Here is a 17,916-nt window from a genome sequence, read left to right on the forward strand (position 1 = left end):
AGCCGGTATTAACAATAAAATTACGGCATAACGTATTTCCCAAAAGTTTATTTACTGCTGTTTTGCAGAAATATCCGGATAGTTTTTAGGTACCGGCCCTTGTAATAACTGTTAAAAGGGGTTTCGGTAACGCCGTTGGCCTTGCCCGATGTGGAGTGGATAAAGCTTAATTGCTGCCCGGGCAAATTGCTGATAATGCCCATGTGCCCAACTACCCTGATAGTGCTATCGGTACCGGTAAAAAGGATCAGGTCGCCTGGTTTGGCATCGCTGATATTTAAGGGCGTTTTTACGTAAGTAAAATCAACCGACCGCCGTGGCACAGCTATCTTAAAATGATTGAATACATAGGTGATAAAGCCCGAGCAATCAAACCCTTTGGCCGGGTCTGTAGAGGCATACTTATAGGGAATACCTTTTAATGTATTAGCAAAGGCCAGCAGTTGCACCGGTGTAGTATTACCTGTATTGATCTTAGTGAATAAGCCTGCACTATCCGGCGCTGGTGGCGGCAGGGTATCCTGTTTGGCTACCATAACCGTATCGCCTTTACCCGTGATGACATAGGTAGGTTTACGGGCATCTGAACAAGAGAATATGATAACTGATATCAAAAGTACCGGAATGTAGCGCATGGATATACTACATTGTATTGGGTATTAAGTTTTTACTCCAACAAAAAGGCGGATGATCTTTTCAGATCATCCGCCTTAAAAATACTAATTTATAGCTACTTACAATGTTGCAATATCAATTACAAAACGGTAACGCACATCGCCTTTCTGCATCCGTTCGTAAGCTGTGGTTATATCTTTGATATTGATCATCTCGATATCTGAAACAATGTTGTGCTCGGCGCAAAAATCCAGCATCTCCTGAGTTTCGGCAATACCGCCTATGCCCGAACCGGCCAGGCTTTTACGGCCCGCTAATAAACTGAATGCAGCAATTTCTGCAGGTTTTGGTGGTACACCCACGCAGATCATAGTACCGTTGGTGCGTAATAAACCTAAATACATGTTAAAATCGTGCTCGGCAGATACGGTATCCAATATAAAATCAAACGTACCGGCTGCCGCTTTGATCTGCTCAGGATCAGACGTTACCACAAAGTGGTGTGCACCTAACTTTTTAGCATCGGCTTCTTTCTTTGGCGAAGTGCTTAATACCGTAACCTCGGCACCAAAAGCAACACCAAATTTAACAGCCATGTGGCCAAGGCCGCCTAAACCCAATACTGCCAGTTTATGGCCTTTGCCCACCTTCCAGTGCCTTAAGGGCGAGTAGGTAGTGATACCGGCACATAATAGCGGCGCGGTAGCGGCAAGGTCCAGCTTTTCTGAAATATGCAGTACAAACTCTTCGCGCACTACAATGCTATTGCTGTAACCACCATACGTTGGCGATGAGCCATCGCGCTCCATACTGTTGTAGGTTTGGGTGCTGCCTTCCATGCAGTACTGCTCCAGATCCTGCTTGCAGTTTTCACAAACCTGGCAAGAATCTACCATGCAGCCGGTGCCGGCCAGATCGCCTACTTTAAAGTTTTTTACATGGTTACCTACTTTAGTAACACGGCCTACAATTTCGTGGCCGGGCACCATCGGGAAGATCCCCGGGAACCAATCGTTTTTGATCTGGTGCAGATCTGAGTGGCAAACGCCGCAAAACAGAATTTCAAACTGCACATCGTGCGGGCCAACCTCCCGGCGTTCAAAATCCCAGGGGGCAAGGTCGGTTTGCGGGTTTTGGGCCGCATATCCTTTTACTTGTATCATGCTTAATTTTTTTGTTAGTTTTTAGTTTTACGAAGATGGGCAGAACTACAACTTATCGTGTAATAGCACTGTAATAATCATTATCGTATTAATGAAAATCTTTAATATGCCGCATGTTCACCATTTCTTCGCTTAACTGGTCGACATTTTTTTTGACACCCGTTATTTGCAGTATCACACTCAAACCATCGGGCGATTTATAGAGTTCCAGGCGTTTACTTTTTAAACCATGCTTGCCGATGATCTCTTCCAGGGTGTTAAGCTGCGTTATATCAGAACTGTTAAAGTTTACGCTATAGATCTTATTCCGTTTCATGTTCCCTATCCGGGCTTCTACCTTTTCCACCAAAACCAAAATAGCCAGCGTGATAATGGTAAAAACAAATGCCAGCGAATGGTAGCCTATGCCGGTTGTCATGCCGATTGCGGCAGCCGTCCAGATAACTGCGGCGGTAGTTAAACCCATAACCGACATTCTATCCTTAAATATCACCCCGGCCCCAATAAAGCCTATCCCGGTGATAATATTAGCCGAAATACGGTCGTCCGCACCGGCGCCATGCCTGGATACAATGGTGAAAATAGTTGACCCCAGGGTGATCAGTACGATCGTTCTGAATCCGGTTGATTTATTTTTGTATTCCCGCTCGAAACCGATGATGCCCCCGCAGATAACCGACATCACCATGCTGATGATATCCCCCAGTTGTATTGAAAAATCCATAATTACAGCAACACAAAAAGCAGCGGGTTGTTCGTGCAGTAGCCAAGCAGCCTTAAACAGCTATGTTATTAAATAAGTTAATGCTGCAAGGTACCTTCTATCAGTTTACCATAAAAGTCGGTAACGCTCATCCCTGCCGCCCTCACCTGTTGTGGTATCAGGCTGTTTGCACTTTGGCCTGGGGTGGTGTTCACTTCAATAAAATAAAACTCTTGTGCGCCTTCCAGCAAAATAAAATCTACCCGTACCATACCGCGGCAGTTTAAACGCAGGTAAATCTGGGTAACAATATCGGCGATCTCGTGATTCTTTGCTTCCGGCAGATCGGCAGGCGTAATTTCTTCGGACACGCCGGGGGTATATTTAGCCTCATAATCAAAAAAATCTTTAGAACTGATAATCTCTGTAGCCGGCAACACTACTATCTTACCATTCAGCCTGGCTATACCGATGCTAAATTCGCGGCCTTTTATAAATTCTTCTATCAGGATCTGGTTATCTTCTTTAAAAGCCTTTTCGATAGCTTCGTGCAGGCCGCCCACGTTGTAAACCTTGCTCATGCCTACGCTGCTGCCACCATTGTTTGGCTTGATAAACAGCGGAAATTTAAGCGATGAAGCGATTGTAGCAATATCATGTTCATCCCTTTGATGCAGCTGGATAGATTTGGCGGCATGCAACCCGTGTATGCCGTTTACAATGGCTTTGGTGTAAGCCTTGTTCATGGTAATGGCAGATGTGGTGGCATCGCAGGTATTGTAAGGGATGCCTACCAGGTCGAAGTAGCTTTGCAGTTTACCATCCTCGCCGGGGGTGCCGTGCACGGTGATAAATGCGAAATCGAATGTTATTTTTTCGCCGTTAAGGATAAGGCTAAAGTCGTTCTTATCAATATCAACGGCCTGCCCATCGGTTTCGTAAACCCAGTTGCGGCGGTTTATCAATATGGTATAAACCTTGTATTTGCTGGTATCTAAACTGGCGGCAATATTTTTAGCGCTGTTGATAGATACTTCGTACTCGCCGGTAAAGCCACCGGCCAAAAGGGCTACGTTTATGGTTTTCATGATAGCCAAAGATAGTTTTTGATTTTGAATGTGAGGATATTCGATTTGGGATTTAATCAATCACCTGCTTCAACATTACGCATCTTGCTATTCTGCAAAGAGGCGCGAAGTATCGCGCCTCTACAATAATAATATAGCGTTGCCTGTTGTTTGATAGGTACGGTGCATATTTTGCACACCAAGGTCAATATTTGAAACCTCCAGTTTGCCACCAAGCTTTCGGCGACCGGGAGTAGTATTTTCCAGGATGTTTGTTTCTTTAGATGTTGAAATACCGGTGTTTGCATTAGAAGCCAGTAATGAACTTCCGGCTAATGTTAAGCCCGTTTTTAATAGATCACGACGGTTCTTATATATAAAGAATTAGTGTTGTGGCTGCTGCTGGATGTTATTATTTTTCATTTTAACCGGCCTTAGTAATGTAGAAAAGGTAAGCGAGCCCATCTTCCACTTGCCGTTCTCTTTTATATAAACCTCGGTTACCATAAAAGCATGCGTAACTTCATTTCCACCTACTACAGCCAGCAAATCAATATCATTTAAAAGGATAGCCGTGTTACCGAACAGGTTTACCGAAGCCGAATAAACCTCTGCCTTTTTATACCAGATGCCGCCGCCTTTAATAACATTTAGTTCCTGTGCTTTTCCCCAGCTTCCGCCCATGTGCACAAATACGCATTTCTCATCAAAAAAGCCGTTTAAGGCATCTGTATTTTTTTCTGCCATCCATGCCCACTTTGTTTTAGAGAGATCAAGTATTTCCTGCTCTTCTTTGGTAATACCGGCTGCTGCCGAACCAGGCAATTTAGCCTGTGCATGCGATAGCGCTGCTGTGCCTACACACAGCAAGATTACTATAAGTGCTTTTTTCATTATTTAAAGTTTATTATTAGGTTTATTTGTTTGCGCTGTTGTATTCGGCATTAGTGACCCTTTGCAACCATACCGTTTTATTTTTTGCACCGTTGGTGCTTACTGCAATGTATGTGAACGTAGCTTTGGGCGATGCGCCATGCCAGTGCGGTACGCCGGGAATACATTTGATCACATCTCCTTTATTTACTATTTGGATAGCCTTACCTTTCTCCTGGTAATAACCCGTACCTTCTGTTATCATCAGAATTTGCCCGGCAGGATGGATGTGCCAATCCAGCTTGGCACCGGGTGCAAACGTTGCAGTAGCAATGTTACAGTCTATAACGCTATCGGCCTTATTCAGTTCTGTTAGCCAAACATTACCCGTATGATTATTTGTTTTAGATAATTCGCCCCTGTCAAAAATGGCGGATGTTTGTGCAAACACGCTTGCAGATATGATAACTGCGAATAAAATCATTAAAAAAAATACCTTTTTCATTTTTTATAATTTGTTGGTTGTTAACTTAATTTTCTTTCGCCAAGCCATTTTACCATGGCAGGGTCGCGGTGATCAAAAAAACTGCTGGATCTGGTATCCATTGTTTTAATCGTTTCCATATCCTGGGTATCCAATTCAAAATCAAGGCTATTAAAGTTTTCTGCCATACGTTCTTTACGTGTAGATTTTGAAATTGCTGCTACACCCCGCTGAGTAAGCCAGCGCAGTATTACCTGGGCAATAGATCTGTTATACTTTTCTGCTATTGAGCGTAATAGTTCATTGTGAAACATACCATTTTTCCCTTCGGCAAAAGGCCCCCACGATTCTATCTGTACGTTATTGTCCACCATGAATTGCTGTGCTTGATGCTGCTGATGAAAAGGGTGCGTTTCAACCTGGTTAACAGCCGGAACCACCTCGTTATTAACAATAAGGTCCATAAGCCTGTCCGGATGGAAATTACTCACCCCTATAGCCCTTATCTTACCTTCTTTATAAAGTTCTTCCATGGCCCGCCATTCGCCATATACATCACCATAGGGCTGGTGGATAAGGTAAAGATCAAGATAATCCAGCTGCAATTTTCTCAGCGAGTTCCCGAAAGCCTTTTTAGTCGCCTCGTAGCCGTTAGCTTGTATCCATAGCTTTGTTGTAATAAAAAGTTCTTCCCTTGCTATACCACTATGTTTTATGGCTTTACCAACAGCTTCTTCGTTAAGATAAGATTGCGCAGTATCAATTAACCGGTAGCCGGTTTCAATGGCATCCGTAACACTTCTTTCACATTCTGCCGCATCTGTTACCTGGAATACTCCAAAACCAAGCATGGGCATTGTTACGCCGTTATTTAACTTTACTGTTTTCATCATATTATACTACAAAAGTCTGTTGTTTTGTTTAGTTAAACCGGATACGGATTACGGTTGTTTGTACCATTATTACTGATAAGCATGTATTTGCAATTAAAAAATGACTTAATTATTTAATTTCGAAATAAATAAAACTGTTATGAATAATCTGCTGCGGTTTGATACCATTGGTGAGTATAATATATTTAACAACACCGAAACTAAGCACCCGTTAGTTACCGTAGTTGATTTCTCTAAGGCAAATCCAAGGCAATATTTTATGGCAAACTTTGGGTTTTATGCTATCTTTTTAAAAGAAGTTAAATGCGGAGACCTGATCTATGGAAAAAACACTTATGATTATCAGGAGGGCACTTTAGTGTTTGTTGCCCCGGGGCAAATAGCAGGCGCCAACAGTAAAGAAATTTATCAGCCAAAAGGTTACGGATTGATGTTTCATCCCGATCTGATACACGGCACTTCGCTGGGCAGGTTTATTAAAGAGTACACTTTTTTTGGCTACCAATCAAAAGAAGCGCTTCATTTATCTGAAAGGGAGCGAAGCATTGTATTGGATTGTTTTACAAAAATTGATTATGAACTGGAACGCGGTATAGATAAACATAGCAAACGTATTATCATATCAAATATCGAACTGTTTTTAGACTACTGCACCCGTTTTTACGACAGGCAATTTATTACCCGTAACCATGTTTACCAAGGTGTTATCGAAAGGTTTGAAAACCTGCTAAATGAATATTTTGAGTCGGAAAAATCTCAAACCATAGGATTACCCACGGTTGCCTACTGTGCTGAAGAATTAAACCTTTCTGCAAATTACTTTGGCGATCTGGTTAAAAAAGAAACCGGTAAATCGGCTTCTGAATATATTCAGTTTAAATTGATTGACGTTGCCAAAGAACGAATATTTAACCTGGATAAGAACGTAAGCCAGATAGCTTATGAACTCGGCTTTAAATACCCACAGCATTTTGCACGGTTATTTAAACAAAAGGTTGGTTATTCCCCTTTAGAGTACCGGTCTATGAATTAGATTGAAGATGGGAAGTATTGCGCCTCTACATTGTAATATCCCGCAAGAGACGCGAAGTATCGCGCCTCTACGGTTCCATACAACTATCACTCCGTTCTTAAACTTTTTATTGGGTTAACGACTGCCGCTTTTACAGATTCGTAGCTTACAGTTAACCAGGCTATACCAAGGGCAGCAACAGAGGCTGTAAAAAATACCAGCCAGCTAACATTGATATGATAGGCAAAATCAGCAAGCCAGCTGTTTACCGCATACCAGGATATCGGAATGGCTATCACAATAGCGATGAGTATTAACCGGGTAATGCCGGATGATAATAAATAAACCAAGTTTAGCACAGATGCGCCTAATACTTTACGCACACCTATCTCCTTAGTGCGTTGCTCGGCCATAAAAGCCGACAGGCCGTATAAACCCAGGCAGGATATAAAAACACCCAGTGCAGCAAAAAGGTTAAATATGTTACCCATCTGCTGTTCGCCTTTATACAGGTTAGATAATTCCTGGTCCAGAAAATCATACTTAAACGGATAAGCCGGGTTAAGGCCCTTGCTTATTTTTGTTAAAGCTTGTATGGTAGCATTAGTTTTGCCGGGCAATGTTTTTACCACTACATAACCTCCTATTTTATTAAACGGCATAATCAATGGCTCTATGCTTTGCTGAACGGGCTTAAAATTAAAATCTTTCACCACCCCAACAATGGTACCCTTGCTGCCCCACATCGTTAACGATTTACCTAAAGCCGTTTTAGCATTTAAACCCATCATCAGGGCCATTTTCTCATTGATCATGTAACCGGCAGAATCGGTTTTAAAAGCATTTGAAAAACTACGGCCGGCAATTATTTGAATTCCGAATGTGCGGATAAAATCTTCATTAACCCCCATAATGGGTATGGCAGTTTGTTTATGCAAATCCTGGCCGTCCCAACGGGCATCTGTTGTCCATCCACCCAAATTAGTTGGCAAATCTGTAATAACGGCAAAATTGTTTGTTAATGGGTTTTGCCCTAATTCATCCTTTAAAGCCTGCTGCTTATTCCACATCTCACCTGTCATGGGCACATAAAGCAAATTAGCTTTCTCAAACCCCGGGTTACGCTCTTTAATAAACTTAAGCTGATCATATATCACCACTGTACCCACCAGTAGTATAATGGAAACCATAAACTGAATTACAACCAATGTATTGCGAAATAATAAATTACCGCCCATTGATTTCACATTGCCTTTTAGCACTTTAACCGGATTAAAGCCCGACAAGAAAAACGCAGGGTAACTGCCCGAAACAAGCCCCGTAAAAAGAGCGATACCAAATAAGCTGAACCATAACCTTATATCGCCAATGTTTATACTAAGCTTTCGGTTGGCCAATTCATTAAATGCCGGCAAAAACAAATAAACTACCCCAACAGCAAATAATAATGACAGGAAGGAAATAAATATAGATTCGGTTAAAAACTGAATAATTAGCTGCCCGCGCAAAGCGCCTGCAGTTTTGCGCAGCCCAATCTCTTTTGCCCTGCGCGCCGACCGTGCTGTAGCCAGGTTCATAAAATTGATACAGGCTACAATCAGTATTAAAATTGCCACAATAAAAAACACGCTTACATATTGCGCATTGCCGTGGCCTGGTAATTCGCCCAGCATTGCCGGTGCCAGGTGTATTTTGGTTAAAGGCTGCAATTGGAATGATGCCTTCATTTCGGGGTTATTCTGATGAAAGATCTGATCTATTTGCTTTTCTAAGCCGGTTAAATTTGCAGGAGAAGCATTAAAGCTTTTATTGAGGAGCACATAAGTGTAAAAACTAAAATTACCCCATATATTGCTCCGCAGCAAATCGTTATTGGTTTTTGCCAAAGCAGCCAACGGAAAAATTAAATCGAATTGCAGATCTGAGTTAGCAGGCACATCGGCTAAAACGCCTGTCACTACAACGTTATCTTTGTTATCCTTACGCATAACCTTACCCATAGGATCCTGATTGCCAAAATACTTTAGAGCCGTGGCTTGGGTTATTAACACCCCATCAGTCTGTTTCAAAGCCGTAGCCTTATCACCTTTTAACAGCGTGTAAGAAAACACATCCATAAACGCAGGGTCGGCATAAAAAGCACGCTTTTCTTCGAATTTATTGTTACCGGATTCTAACAGTACAGAAGGGTAACCCGAAAGCAAACGAACCGTACTTTTTATTGCCGGCATTTGCATACGTATCGCAGCTGGTAAGCCGGCAGGGCTCCCTGTTGTTTTAGAGCCATCAAGATTATTACTTATGCGATAAATTTGACCGGCGTTTTTATGAAACTTGTCGTAACTCAATTCATTCTGTACCCAAAGCAATATCAGTATGCTTGATGCCAGGCCAATAGCCAGGCCGGTTATATTGATGATAGCGTAGGCTTTATCCTTAGTGATATTACGGTAGGCAAGCTTTAAGTATGTTTTAAACATGGCTTTAAATTTTAAACGGACGGTTAAATCTAAATAGTTTGTTTAAAATCTGTGCCAATAATATAATTATTTGTATAACAGTAACTTATATAATTAATTTTATATTCAACGTTCGGAAACGTTACATCAGGCGTTCGTTTTTGTAATAATGCTGTTAAATACGCAAATACCGGTGTTATTACTAAGACGCGAAGCCTGCACCTTTGTTATAATCCAGCCACATAGAAACGCAATCTTTGGCGGTTTTGAATTTGATTACCCCTAAGTAGTACAAATTCAAAATTCTGCATTCGAAATCAAATCACTATGTTTGGTGTTAATTTTCCTATAGAAAAACATGAGTAATTTTTGGGCTTATTTAAAAACCAGGCAATTCAGAAACACGATATTATTGATTGTAGCCACCACTATTGGCATCGTTCTGATCGCTTTTTTCAGCCTTGGTTCATACACACGCCACGGGCAGGGCATCCCTGTTCCAAAACTTAAAGGCCTTAATGTAGACAAAGCTATGCAACTGCTGAAAGAGCAAGGGTTTAACTTTAAAATAGATTCGGTTTACGTGCCCGACCAGGCCCCCGGCACCATTGTGGAGCAGGACCCCGACGCCGGTACAAACGTTAAAGAGAACCGCACCATATACCTTACTATGGTTACCCAACTGGCACCTAATGTGTCCCTGCCCGATCTGATAACCGAACAAAGCATTTACCGCGAAGCTGTTGCGCTGCTATCTAACTATGGTTTAAAAGTTGGCGATACCACCTATGTGTCTGACATAGCCCGCGACCGCGTGCTGGAGGTTCGCTTTGGCGGCCAGGTCATCAAACCGGGTACCAAGATCCCTAAAGGATCTAAACTTGACCTGGTACTGGGTAACGGCGAAGGCGCAAGCGAAGTAGATATCCCCGAATTGCTGAACCTTGACCTGGATGCAGCTAAATTTGCCATCCGTGGTGCTAAATTAACCATCGGCACCATTACCTACGAAGGCAGCATAACCGATTCTACCAACGTAATAGTGGTTTCACAATCGCCCATGCGCAGCGATTCGTTAAGTAAAACCAGCATTGGCACACGCATTAATTTAACGGTATCACAAGGCAAGGCAAGCGATGTCCCTGCAAATTGATGCCGCCACCTTACAGCAGCGCCTGCAAAGCGGTGAAAGCCTGAACCTGCTGGATGTTAGGGAGGTGATAGAATATCATACTTTTAACATTGGCGGGCAAAATATACCTGTGGGTAAACTTAAACAGCACATCAACAGCATTAACTGCAACAAAACAGATGAGATAATCGTTATTTGCAGTGCAGGTATCAGGAGCGAAACTGCGCAGGCCATTTTAACCGAAAATGGTTTCGCGCATATTGTAAACCTAAAAGGCGGCCTTAAAAGCCTGCAAAAATTAAACAACAAGTAAAATATCTTCCGTAGTATATATATGAAAAAATTTTGGATAGCGCTGGTGGTCATCATTGTATTATCATTGGCAGGCACCGGCATCTTTTATTATCTGCGCTTTTTTGGGCCAAACGTAACCGATAAGCAGGAATATCTGTACATCAAAACCGGCTCAAACCTGGATGATGTTTTTAAGACCATTCAGCAACAGGGCATTGTAAAAGATACCACTTCGTTTTTACAATCGGCACATAGCATGAAGTTTTTAAGGGTTAAACCCGGTAAATACCGCCTTAAAAGCGGCATGAGTAACCGTACCTTTATTAATATGCTAAAAGCCGGTAACCAGGAACCGGTAACACTCGCCTTTCATAACATCCGGTTAAAAGAGCAGTTTGCCGGCTTTGTGTCTAAAAGGATAGAGCCTGATTCTGTTTCGATACTGCGCCTGCTGGATTCTGCTAAATTTGCTGAACAATACGGCTTTAATACAGATAATATCTATACCGTTTTTATCCCCAACTCGTATCAGCTTTACTGGAATACATCGCCCGAGAAATTCTTTAAAAAGATGTATGCCAATTATGAGAAATTCTGGACGCCGGAGCGTAAACAAAAAGCTGCCGACCTTAAACTTACGCCGCAGGAGGTATCTGTTTTAGCATCTATTGTAGATGCCGAGGCTTTGCATGACGATGAAATGCCTATCATTGCCGGCCTTTACCTTAACCGCCTTAACAAAGGCATGAAGTTACAGTCCGACCCTACCGTGATCTTTGCAGTAAATGATTTTACCATTAAACGCGTGCTCAATCGCGACTTAATTACTAATTCGCCGTACAATACTTACATGTACAAAGGTTTGCCGCCGGGCCCTATCATGATGCCATCGGTTAATGCGATAAATTCGGTATTGGATTATAAAAAAACCGATTATTTATACATGTGCGCCAAGGCAGATTTTAGCGGCAACCATGCTTTCGCCACTAATGAAACAGATCATAAAGTTAATGCCAGGGCATTTCAACAGGCCCTTAACGACAGGAATATTAAGCGCTAATGTTTCAAAACGCTACCAAGCTTAGGGTGCGCTACGGCGAAACCGACCAGATGGGCTACATGTACTATGGCAATTACGCCGAATTTTTTGAGGTGGGCCGTGTAGAGATGCTGCGCAGCCTGGGCCTCACTTACGCCGGCATGGAGGCATCCGGCATTATGATGCCCGTGCTGGAATTGAAATGTAAATACCTTAAACCCGCCCGTTACGACGAGGAGATCACCATTAACGTTATCATGGATAAGATGCCGGGCGTAAAGATCCATTTCAGGTACGAATTATTTAACGAGCGTGAAGACCTGATCCATATTGGTGAAACGCTGCTGGCCTTCATCAACATGAAAACCAACCGCCCCTGCTTGCCCCCAACTGAATTTATTGAAAAACTAAAGCCTTTTTTTGAGTAATTTTAGCCTGAATGAAATGGGCTCATAAATTTTTACTGCACTTTAAGTTTTATCAATACCTTACCGACTGGGCTAAAACGGTTTACATCCCGGGTTTCAGGCCGCTGCCACTGTACACCGTTGTTGTATTTTTTATCATGGAGATCCAAAAAACGTCGCTGGCAAACCGCGCGGCTGCTTTGGCATACAATTTTATGCTGGCGCTGTTCCCGGCTATAATTTTTTTATTTACGCTGATAGCCTATATCCCCATCAAAAACTTTCAGGATAACCTGCTGATCCTTTTTGCGCTGATAATGCCTACAAACGCTTATATAGCCTTTAAAAGCACCATTGTAGATATTATTAAGCATCAAAACGGCAAGTTACTATCTATAGGGTTTTTAACGGCTTTGTACTTTGCAACCAACGGTGTAAGTAATTTAATGCAGGCGTTTAATAAATCATCATTGATACTGGAAACGCGTACCTGGTTAAAAAGGCGGCTCATCGCCTTATTACTAACCGTGATGATAAGTATCGCCCTGATGATAGCCATTGTAATTATGATAGCGGGGCAATCGGTTATACGATATATACAACACACATTTAACAGCGATGCCAGGTTCTGGTTCTGGCTGATAGCCTTCTCACGCTGGTTGGTTATCCTGGTGATCTTCTTTATCAGCATTTGCATCCTGTATCGCTACGGGCCCTCAAACAAGCGTAAATGGAAATTTATCAATCCCGGCTCTATCCTGGCTACCTCACTGGCTATTTTAACATCTATCGGCTTTACCTACTACACTAATAATTTCTCGTCATACAATACAGTTTATGGTGCTATCGGTACATTAATAGTGGTGATGATATACCTGTACCTGAATTCGATGATCTTACTCATCGGGTTTGAATTAAACGCCAGTGTTGACCTTTCCAAGCGTACAATAAGGATAGAAAAACCACGCTACAACACTTTCCGAAGCAAAAAAACAGATAGTTTCATCAAATAAACCAATGATTACCAATTGGTTATAATTAATTAAAAAAAAGTTAATATCAAGTTTGGCAATTCGCCCCGGATTTGTACTTTTGTCCCCGGAGAGCTGGCAGAGTGGTCGATTGCGGCAGTCTTGAAAACTGTTGACTGTAACAGGTCCTGGGGTTCGAATCCCTAGCTCTCCGCCAAAATGCTAAAAGCCTTTAGATAATGTATCTAAAGGCTTTTTTTATGCATAATTTTCTATCCGTGAAAAATTCAATAGGCGTTCTCTTCGCCTTTAAAGATATTGATGATGGTGAGGAACATAATTTTTACATCAAGCATTAACGACCAGTTTTCCATGTACCAAATATCGTGCTCCACCCTTTTTTGCATCAGCAAATTGTTTTTAGTTTCGCCCCGGTAACCATTGATCTGGGCCCATCCGCTTATGCCAGGTTTTAGAAACTGGCGCACCATGTACTTATCAATTATTTTGCTGTACTGCTGCGTGTGCGACAGCATGTGCGGCCGTGGCCCAATAATGCTCATGTAGCCAAGCAAAACATTAAAAAATTGCGGTAATTCATCTATACTTGTTTTGCGCATAAATTTGCCAATAGGCGTAACACGTGCATCATTTACCCTTGCCTGTTCTTGCTGGTTTTGGTTAGTTTGGTACATGCTGCGAAACTTATAACACCAAAAAGTTTTATTATCTCTGCCCGACCGCTGTTGTTTAAAAATAACCGGCCCGGGGCTTTGGATCTTTATAATAAGGGCAAGTATTGGGTAAAGCCAGCTAAAAATAAATACGATGACACCTAAACTAACAATTATATCAAACAACCGTTTCTTAAAACGATTTTCAATGGTTTCCAGGGGTTCATTCCGGGCATACAATACCAGGAAATTGCCTCGTTTATCAAACTTCATGTTACCTTCCAGCTCTGTAAAGTTGGGTACAAATTTTAAGCGTACACATTGCTTTTCGCCCTCTTTTATTAATTCTGTCATCTCGCCCATCTTATCCGTATCCATGCATACAAAAACCTCGTCCGCGCCGGATTCAACCGCAGATCTGATCTGCTGGGCCGGTGTCACGGCAATCAGTTCCCCGGCTTCATTCACACTGGAATAACCGTCTTTTAAAAAACCTACAAAATTCAAGCTGCTTTGCTGTTCTAAATACGCTGCAAGCTTTATCCCCCCGCTGTTCATTCCTAAAACAGCCACAGCTTTACGCAGATGAAAATTTTTATGCAGAACGGCACGGAATGCAGTGCCTATAAACCGGCTGGCTAAAAAACCAAAGATAAGCAGGCCATAAAAACAGATAAATAAATACTTTGGATAGTTAAGAGAGTTGCTGAAAAACAAATAGGCAAGCATTAAAAAAGCATGAGATACTGTACTTCGCCAGGTTGCCTTATAAACCGACTCTAATTTATGCAGTGTGTTTTCTGAATACAAGCCAAAAACAGAGGCTGATACTAACCAAATTACATTACACATAATAACGTTATGCCGGTAAACATCCTGATCAAAATTCATCACGTACTTGCCGGATAGCATAATACTTACAAAAAAAGCAACATTAAGCAGCACCAGATCGCCAAGGGCAATGGTTAAACGTAATAGGTAAAAGTAACGTGTTTCCATAAATGCTATTCACTTTTATGTATTCAATCTACAGATCCGATGATGGCACATACAGCATAAGCAGGTTAAGTTTATTGCCTGTATAGCCTGTTTTAAACCTGATAAGTCGCGCTTATTTATCAATACTTTTTACCATCCGGTGCCCTTATTTACTTATTTGTTTGATAGAGTATATATAATAAGGGCCGTATTCATAAGCAGCAGTGCCGGTTGCATTAAGGTTGTTATATTCTGCAGCTTATCATTCCGTATGGCCCGCTTGTTTTGACCCACGTATATAATATCATGATTTTGCAACACAGTAACCGGATTGGTTAATGATGACACCTCCCTTAGGTTTATTACATAAGTTTGCGGGCCTGTGTTGCTACCGCGCACTATTTTTATTTGTTGTTCATTAGCTTTATCGGTTAGCCCGCCGGCCTGGCCCAATATTTCTACCAGCGAAGTGCGGTCGTTCACTAACTGATAATTACCCGGTGAGCGCACTTCCCCAAAAACGGTTACTTTAAGGTTTATAAGCTTTACTTCTATAATAGGATCTTTGATAATGCTTTTACGATAAAGGGTTTCAATTTTTGCAGCAGCCTCTTCACGGGTTAAGCCGCCTACGGATACTCTCCCCAACATAGGCAGGGCAACTGTACCATTCCGTTGAACCTGATAGCCCTGCCCTGCAGCCGTTTCTGCCGCTGTGGCTTGGGCTGTACTGCCGCTGCCTGCCGCATCATCTACAATGTATTTCATATTCTGTAGGTTACGTACCTGTAAAATGTCCTGTGGCTGAATTTTATAATCCACTGTGTTAACTCTGCCGGATAAGCTATCGTTCTTAACAGTATTTCCCTCAAATAAAACCTGGTTCTGTTTATAGGAGCAGGCGCAGAATAATGCCGACAGGATACTTAAACCCAATAAAACTCTATTTATGCTAAGGATGGCTCTTCTAATCATTTATACAATTTTTTGAAGTGATACCTGAGGTTTGGTTAAACGGAAACTTTGAGACTGCTGCCTTTGGCGAACGATGGCCTCAAAGTGGCAGGCGTAGGCATTTACAATGTTATCAACCGTGTAAATTTCTTTGATCTTGGTATAATTGTTTAAAAAAAACTGATCATACCTGCCACTGCTTTTGTTTGCGTTAAGTAAGTGGTGCGTTACATCATCTGTTGATGAAAAGTAAAGGGCGTCATCGCCCAGCACGGCCGAATTGAATTTATTTTGATGCGAACATATTAACGTGTTGCATGCCATGGCTTCCAGCAGGGATGGGTTTGTGCCGCCAACAGTATGCCCATGAAAGTACAGGTTGGCATAATATCTTAAGTTACTCAGTTCATCCATATTATAAATGCCTTTATAAAACCTTATCTGGCTGTTGTTTTGAAACTTATTTTTCAGATAAGCAGTAAAGGCATTTTCGGCGCAGCCTATCACTAAGAACGGGCGGTTCAAAGCGGCTTTAACAACCCCATCCAATATCATTTCTATACTATTTTCGGGTTCCATCCGGGCAATCAGCATATCATATTGATAGGCCTCCAACTGATAACTATCAAGCATCTGGGGGCGGGGATTTTTAAAAACCTCTGCCCCGTATGGGATATAATTAGCAGGTTTATTATACTTAATTTCCAGATATCGTTTTATCTCGGGCGAATCTGCTATCAGGTGGTCACTATGTTTAACGGCAAGGCGCTCTGCAAATCTTAAAAACTGCTGCACCAGTTTAGAATATTTAGTGCGTTTCCACTCCAATCCATCCATATTTGTAGTAACAACCGCATTTTTGGGCATCAGCCATCCCCATACCGAGCTGCTGCAATAACCCAACTGAAGCACAACATCCACATGCCTGTTCCTTAAATCGCGGATACAATTTAAATCATATATAAATTGGCCTGCCGCACCAATTTTATCTTCAGGGTCAAACTGATGGCAGATCTCTACCCCGCGCCAGTTAATATCCTGATAAGGGTGTGTGTGCGAATTATAAACCAATACCTGATGCCCTTTTTTAACTAACCCTACTGCTAAATATTCGGCGCACTGCTCAAAGCCGCCGTAGTGATTTGGAATTCCCCTGGTCCCGATAATGGCTATTCGCATGATGATAAGAATTAAGTGATTTTAAACATTGCTTACCCGGCAAATGGCTGTTTAAGCTTTTTAATACCAGCCTTTTATAATACATGTAAATTAGGCATAAGATGGCCCTGATGAAAGGTTTTGAGTGGTATTGAACAGACTGAACAGCAGTGAACAAAGAGAACAAAAGGAACGGTTTTGTGAATGAAAATGAACAGTTCATTTTTCGATATTACAGCATCAGGGGTTTGATCTTAAAACAGGTTATGCTTTTATTGCCGTCCTGGTTCAAATCTCAAGTATTACCGCGTTGCAATGATATTTCACGATAATTTTGGCTTACAATGGTTATATTTATACACATACCTTATATATGAGCAAAGCGTTAAAACTTCTCCGGAGGGTGAATTTTAAAACCATTATTTTCAACTTTAAATATTTCCCTTTTAAAACGGCGATTAAGTTGCCGGTTTTAATATCTAATAATGTTTTTTTACACCGGTTAAAAGGGCGTGTAACTATAAACGGCCCTGTTACAACCGCACTGGTGCAGATCGGCTATGGTAAAATTGGCATATCTGATTTTAAACGATCGCGCGCCGTTTGGGAAGTTTATGGCGATGTTGTTTTTAACGGACGGGCCTTTATTATGCATGGCTGCAAACTAAATGTAGGGGAAAACGCCCGGCTTTCTTTTGGAGCAGATTTTAACATGAGCACCGAATGCGCCATCGTTGCCGAAAAAAGTATAACTATTGGCAATAATAGCGGCATATCCTGGGAGAGCCTGGTAATGGATACCGATTTTCATCACATTTTTGATGAAAGCGGCCAAAAATTCAATTACCCCAAAGAAGTTATTATTGGCGACAATGTGTGGGTAGGCTGCAGGTGTACCGTTTTAAAAGGCGCTATTATCCCCAACGGAAGTATCGTTGCTGCAGGCTCGCTGGTAACTAAAAAACTGGTGGGCGAAAAAAGCATCTTTGGCGGCAATCCTATCCAGGTGCTTAAAAACAATATTACCTGGAAATACTGAT

Annotated in this window: 18 protein-coding genes and 1 tRNA gene; 8 read left to right on the forward strand and 11 right to left on the reverse strand. The window is 41.8% G+C overall.

Annotation, left to right across the window (positions count from 1 at the left end; genetic code table 11):
• Nucleotides 1-47 precede the first annotated feature (47 nt).
• The 7 genes from E2R65_RS15900 to E2R65_RS15930 all read right to left on the reverse strand — a co-directional run bounded on the left by E2R65_RS15900 (nucleotide 48) and on the right by E2R65_RS15930 (nucleotide 5,798).
• A complete protein-coding gene (locus E2R65_RS15900) occupies nucleotides 48-635 on the reverse strand; it encodes a C40 family peptidase (RefSeq protein ID WP_134337482.1) in 588 nt (195 codons plus the stop codon).
• A gap of 99 nt (nucleotides 636-734) precedes the next feature.
• Nucleotides 735-1,778 (reverse strand): NAD(P)-dependent alcohol dehydrogenase, encoded by a 1,044-nt coding sequence (locus tag E2R65_RS15905; protein ID WP_134337483.1) that lies wholly within the window; start codon nucleotides 1,776-1,778, stop codon nucleotides 735-737.
• 88 nt (nucleotides 1,779-1,866) lie between these two features.
• Entirely contained in the window at nucleotides 1,867-2,502 is a 636-nt protein-coding gene (locus E2R65_RS15910; RefSeq protein WP_134337484.1) for an MgtC/SapB family protein, read from the reverse strand.
• Between the two features lie 77 nt (nucleotides 2,503-2,579).
• A complete protein-coding gene (locus tag E2R65_RS15915; RefSeq protein WP_134337485.1) occupies nucleotides 2,580-3,569 on the reverse strand; it encodes a D-alanine--D-alanine ligase in 990 nt (329 codons plus the stop codon).
• Nucleotides 3,570-3,932: 363 nt separating this feature from the next.
• The gene (locus tag E2R65_RS15920) at nucleotides 3,933-4,442 is read right to left on the reverse strand and encodes a nuclear transport factor 2 family protein (protein ID WP_134337486.1); all 510 of its coding nucleotides are present in this window, start codon (nucleotides 4,440-4,442) and stop codon (nucleotides 3,933-3,935) included.
• Nucleotides 4,443-4,464: 22 nt separating this feature from the next.
• Complete coding sequence (locus tag E2R65_RS15925) at nucleotides 4,465-4,926, reverse strand: cupin domain-containing protein (protein ID WP_134337487.1); 462 nt, start codon at nucleotides 4,924-4,926, stop codon at nucleotides 4,465-4,467.
• A 20-nt stretch (nucleotides 4,927-4,946) separates the two neighbouring features.
• A complete protein-coding gene (locus tag E2R65_RS15930; RefSeq protein WP_229704680.1) occupies nucleotides 4,947-5,798 on the reverse strand; it encodes an aldo/keto reductase in 852 nt (283 codons plus the stop codon).
• A 139-nt stretch (nucleotides 5,799-5,937) separates the two neighbouring features.
• Here E2R65_RS15930 and E2R65_RS15935 point away from each other — a divergent pair, with 139 nt between their 5' ends.
• Nucleotides 5,938-6,831: a helix-turn-helix domain-containing protein gene (locus E2R65_RS15935; protein ID WP_134337488.1), complete on the forward strand. Its 894-nt coding sequence runs from the start codon at nucleotides 5,938-5,940 to the stop codon at nucleotides 6,829-6,831.
• 86 nt (nucleotides 6,832-6,917) lie between these two features.
• Here the strand turns inward: E2R65_RS15935 and E2R65_RS15940 are convergent, their stop codons facing one another.
• The gene (locus E2R65_RS15940; protein WP_134337489.1) at nucleotides 6,918-9,290 is read right to left on the reverse strand and encodes an ABC transporter permease; all 2,373 of its coding nucleotides are present in this window, start codon (nucleotides 9,288-9,290) and stop codon (nucleotides 6,918-6,920) included.
• 337 nt (nucleotides 9,291-9,627) lie between these two features.
• Here E2R65_RS15940 and E2R65_RS15945 point away from each other — a divergent pair, with 337 nt between their 5' ends.
• From E2R65_RS15945 to E2R65_RS15970, 6 genes are all read left to right on the forward strand, one after another.
• Nucleotides 9,628-10,422, forward strand: a complete 795-nt coding sequence (locus E2R65_RS15945; protein WP_134337490.1) for a PASTA domain-containing protein — start codon at nucleotides 9,628-9,630, stop codon at nucleotides 10,420-10,422.
• On the forward strand, nucleotides 10,406-10,714 hold the full coding sequence (locus tag E2R65_RS15950) for a rhodanese-like domain-containing protein (RefSeq protein ID WP_134337491.1): 309 nt from the start codon (nucleotides 10,406-10,408) through the stop codon (nucleotides 10,712-10,714). The genes E2R65_RS15945 and E2R65_RS15950 overlap by 17 nt, the downstream gene beginning before the upstream one ends.
• Before the next feature lie 21 nt (nucleotides 10,715-10,735).
• Complete coding sequence (mltG, locus tag E2R65_RS15955) at nucleotides 10,736-11,755, forward strand: endolytic transglycosylase MltG (protein ID WP_134337492.1); 1,020 nt, start codon at nucleotides 10,736-10,738, stop codon at nucleotides 11,753-11,755.
• The gene (locus E2R65_RS15960; RefSeq protein ID WP_134337493.1) at nucleotides 11,755-12,162 is read left to right on the forward strand and encodes an acyl-CoA thioesterase; all 408 of its coding nucleotides are present in this window, start codon (nucleotides 11,755-11,757) and stop codon (nucleotides 12,160-12,162) included. The genes mltG and E2R65_RS15960 overlap by 1 nt, the downstream gene beginning before the upstream one ends.
• An 11-nt stretch (nucleotides 12,163-12,173) precedes the next feature.
• Entirely contained in the window at nucleotides 12,174-13,154 is a 981-nt protein-coding gene (locus E2R65_RS15965; protein WP_134337494.1) for a YihY/virulence factor BrkB family protein, read from the forward strand.
• 87 nt (nucleotides 13,155-13,241) lie between these two features.
• Nucleotides 13,242-13,329, forward strand: a tRNA-Ser gene (locus E2R65_RS15970).
• A 70-nt stretch (nucleotides 13,330-13,399) separates the two neighbouring features.
• Here E2R65_RS15970 and E2R65_RS15975 read toward each other — a convergent pair.
• The 3 genes from E2R65_RS15975 to E2R65_RS15985 form a co-directional block, all read right to left on the reverse strand.
• Entirely contained in the window at nucleotides 13,400-14,785 is a 1,386-nt protein-coding gene (locus E2R65_RS15975; RefSeq protein ID WP_134337495.1) for an undecaprenyl-phosphate glucose phosphotransferase, read from the reverse strand.
• A gap of 153 nt (nucleotides 14,786-14,938) precedes the next feature.
• Nucleotides 14,939-15,739, reverse strand: coding sequence for a polysaccharide biosynthesis/export family protein (locus tag E2R65_RS15980; protein WP_134337496.1), 801 nt, complete (start codon nucleotides 15,737-15,739; stop codon nucleotides 14,939-14,941).
• Nucleotides 15,740-16,897 carry a DUF1972 domain-containing protein gene (locus tag E2R65_RS15985; protein ID WP_134337497.1) on the reverse strand — a complete coding sequence of 386 codons (1,158 nt, stop codon included), beginning with the start codon at nucleotides 16,895-16,897 and terminating at the stop codon, nucleotides 15,740-15,742.
• A 352-nt stretch (nucleotides 16,898-17,249) separates the two neighbouring features.
• On the opposite strand from E2R65_RS15985, the gene E2R65_RS15990 reads away from it, so the two are divergent.
• A complete protein-coding gene (locus tag E2R65_RS15990) occupies nucleotides 17,250-17,915 on the forward strand; it encodes an acyltransferase (RefSeq protein ID WP_134337498.1) in 666 nt (221 codons plus the stop codon).
• The last annotated feature ends 1 nt before the right edge of the window (nucleotide 17,916 follow it).

Source organism: Mucilaginibacter phyllosphaerae (assembly GCF_004378255.1).
Taxonomy (GTDB): domain Bacteria; phylum Bacteroidota; class Bacteroidia; order Sphingobacteriales; family Sphingobacteriaceae; genus Mucilaginibacter; species Mucilaginibacter phyllosphaerae.

Excerpts from the sequence above, each read along its gene's own strand:
- E2R65_RS15930 (WP_229704680.1), bottom strand. The coding sequence starts at position 5,798 with ATGATGAAAACAGTAAAGTTAAATAACGGCGTAACAATGCCCATGCTT.
- E2R65_RS15990 (WP_134337498.1), top strand. The coding sequence starts at position 17,250 with ATGAGCAAAGCGTTAAAACTTCTCCGGAGGGTGAATTTTAAAACCATT.
- E2R65_RS15980 (WP_134337496.1), bottom strand. The coding sequence starts at position 15,739 with ATGATTAGAAGAGCCATCCTTAGCATAAATAGAGTTTTATTGGGTTTA.
- E2R65_RS15960 (WP_134337493.1), top strand. The coding sequence starts at position 11,755 with ATGTTTCAAAACGCTACCAAGCTTAGGGTGCGCTACGGCGAAACCGAC.
- E2R65_RS15910 (WP_134337484.1), bottom strand. The coding sequence starts at position 2,502 with ATGGATTTTTCAATACAACTGGGGGATATCATCAGCATGGTGATGTCG.
- E2R65_RS15985 (WP_134337497.1), bottom strand. The coding sequence starts at position 16,897 with ATGCGAATAGCCATTATCGGGACCAGGGGAATTCCAAATCACTACGGC.
- E2R65_RS15920 (WP_134337486.1), bottom strand. The coding sequence starts at position 4,442 with ATGAAAAAAGCACTTATAGTAATCTTGCTGTGTGTAGGCACAGCAGCG.
- E2R65_RS15975 (WP_134337495.1), bottom strand. The coding sequence starts at position 14,785 with ATGGAAACACGTTACTTTTACCTATTACGTTTAACCATTGCCCTTGGC.
- E2R65_RS15935 (WP_134337488.1), top strand. The coding sequence starts at position 5,938 with ATGAATAATCTGCTGCGGTTTGATACCATTGGTGAGTATAATATATTT.
- E2R65_RS15945 (WP_134337490.1), top strand. The coding sequence starts at position 9,628 with ATGAGTAATTTTTGGGCTTATTTAAAAACCAGGCAATTCAGAAACACG.
- E2R65_RS15965 (WP_134337494.1), top strand. The coding sequence starts at position 12,174 with ATGAAATGGGCTCATAAATTTTTACTGCACTTTAAGTTTTATCAATAC.
- E2R65_RS15940 (WP_134337489.1), bottom strand. The coding sequence starts at position 9,290 with ATGTTTAAAACATACTTAAAGCTTGCCTACCGTAATATCACTAAGGAT.
- E2R65_RS15905 (WP_134337483.1), bottom strand. The coding sequence starts at position 1,778 with ATGATACAAGTAAAAGGATATGCGGCCCAAAACCCGCAAACCGACCTT.
- E2R65_RS15950 (WP_134337491.1), top strand. The coding sequence starts at position 10,406 with ATGTCCCTGCAAATTGATGCCGCCACCTTACAGCAGCGCCTGCAAAGC.
- E2R65_RS15915 (WP_134337485.1), bottom strand. The coding sequence starts at position 3,569 with ATGAAAACCATAAACGTAGCCCTTTTGGCCGGTGGCTTTACCGGCGAG.
- E2R65_RS15900 (WP_134337482.1), bottom strand. The coding sequence starts at position 635 with ATGCGCTACATTCCGGTACTTTTGATATCAGTTATCATATTCTCTTGT.
- mltG (WP_134337492.1), top strand. The coding sequence starts at position 10,736 with ATGAAAAAATTTTGGATAGCGCTGGTGGTCATCATTGTATTATCATTG.
- E2R65_RS15925 (WP_134337487.1), bottom strand. The coding sequence starts at position 4,926 with ATGAAAAAGGTATTTTTTTTAATGATTTTATTCGCAGTTATCATATCT.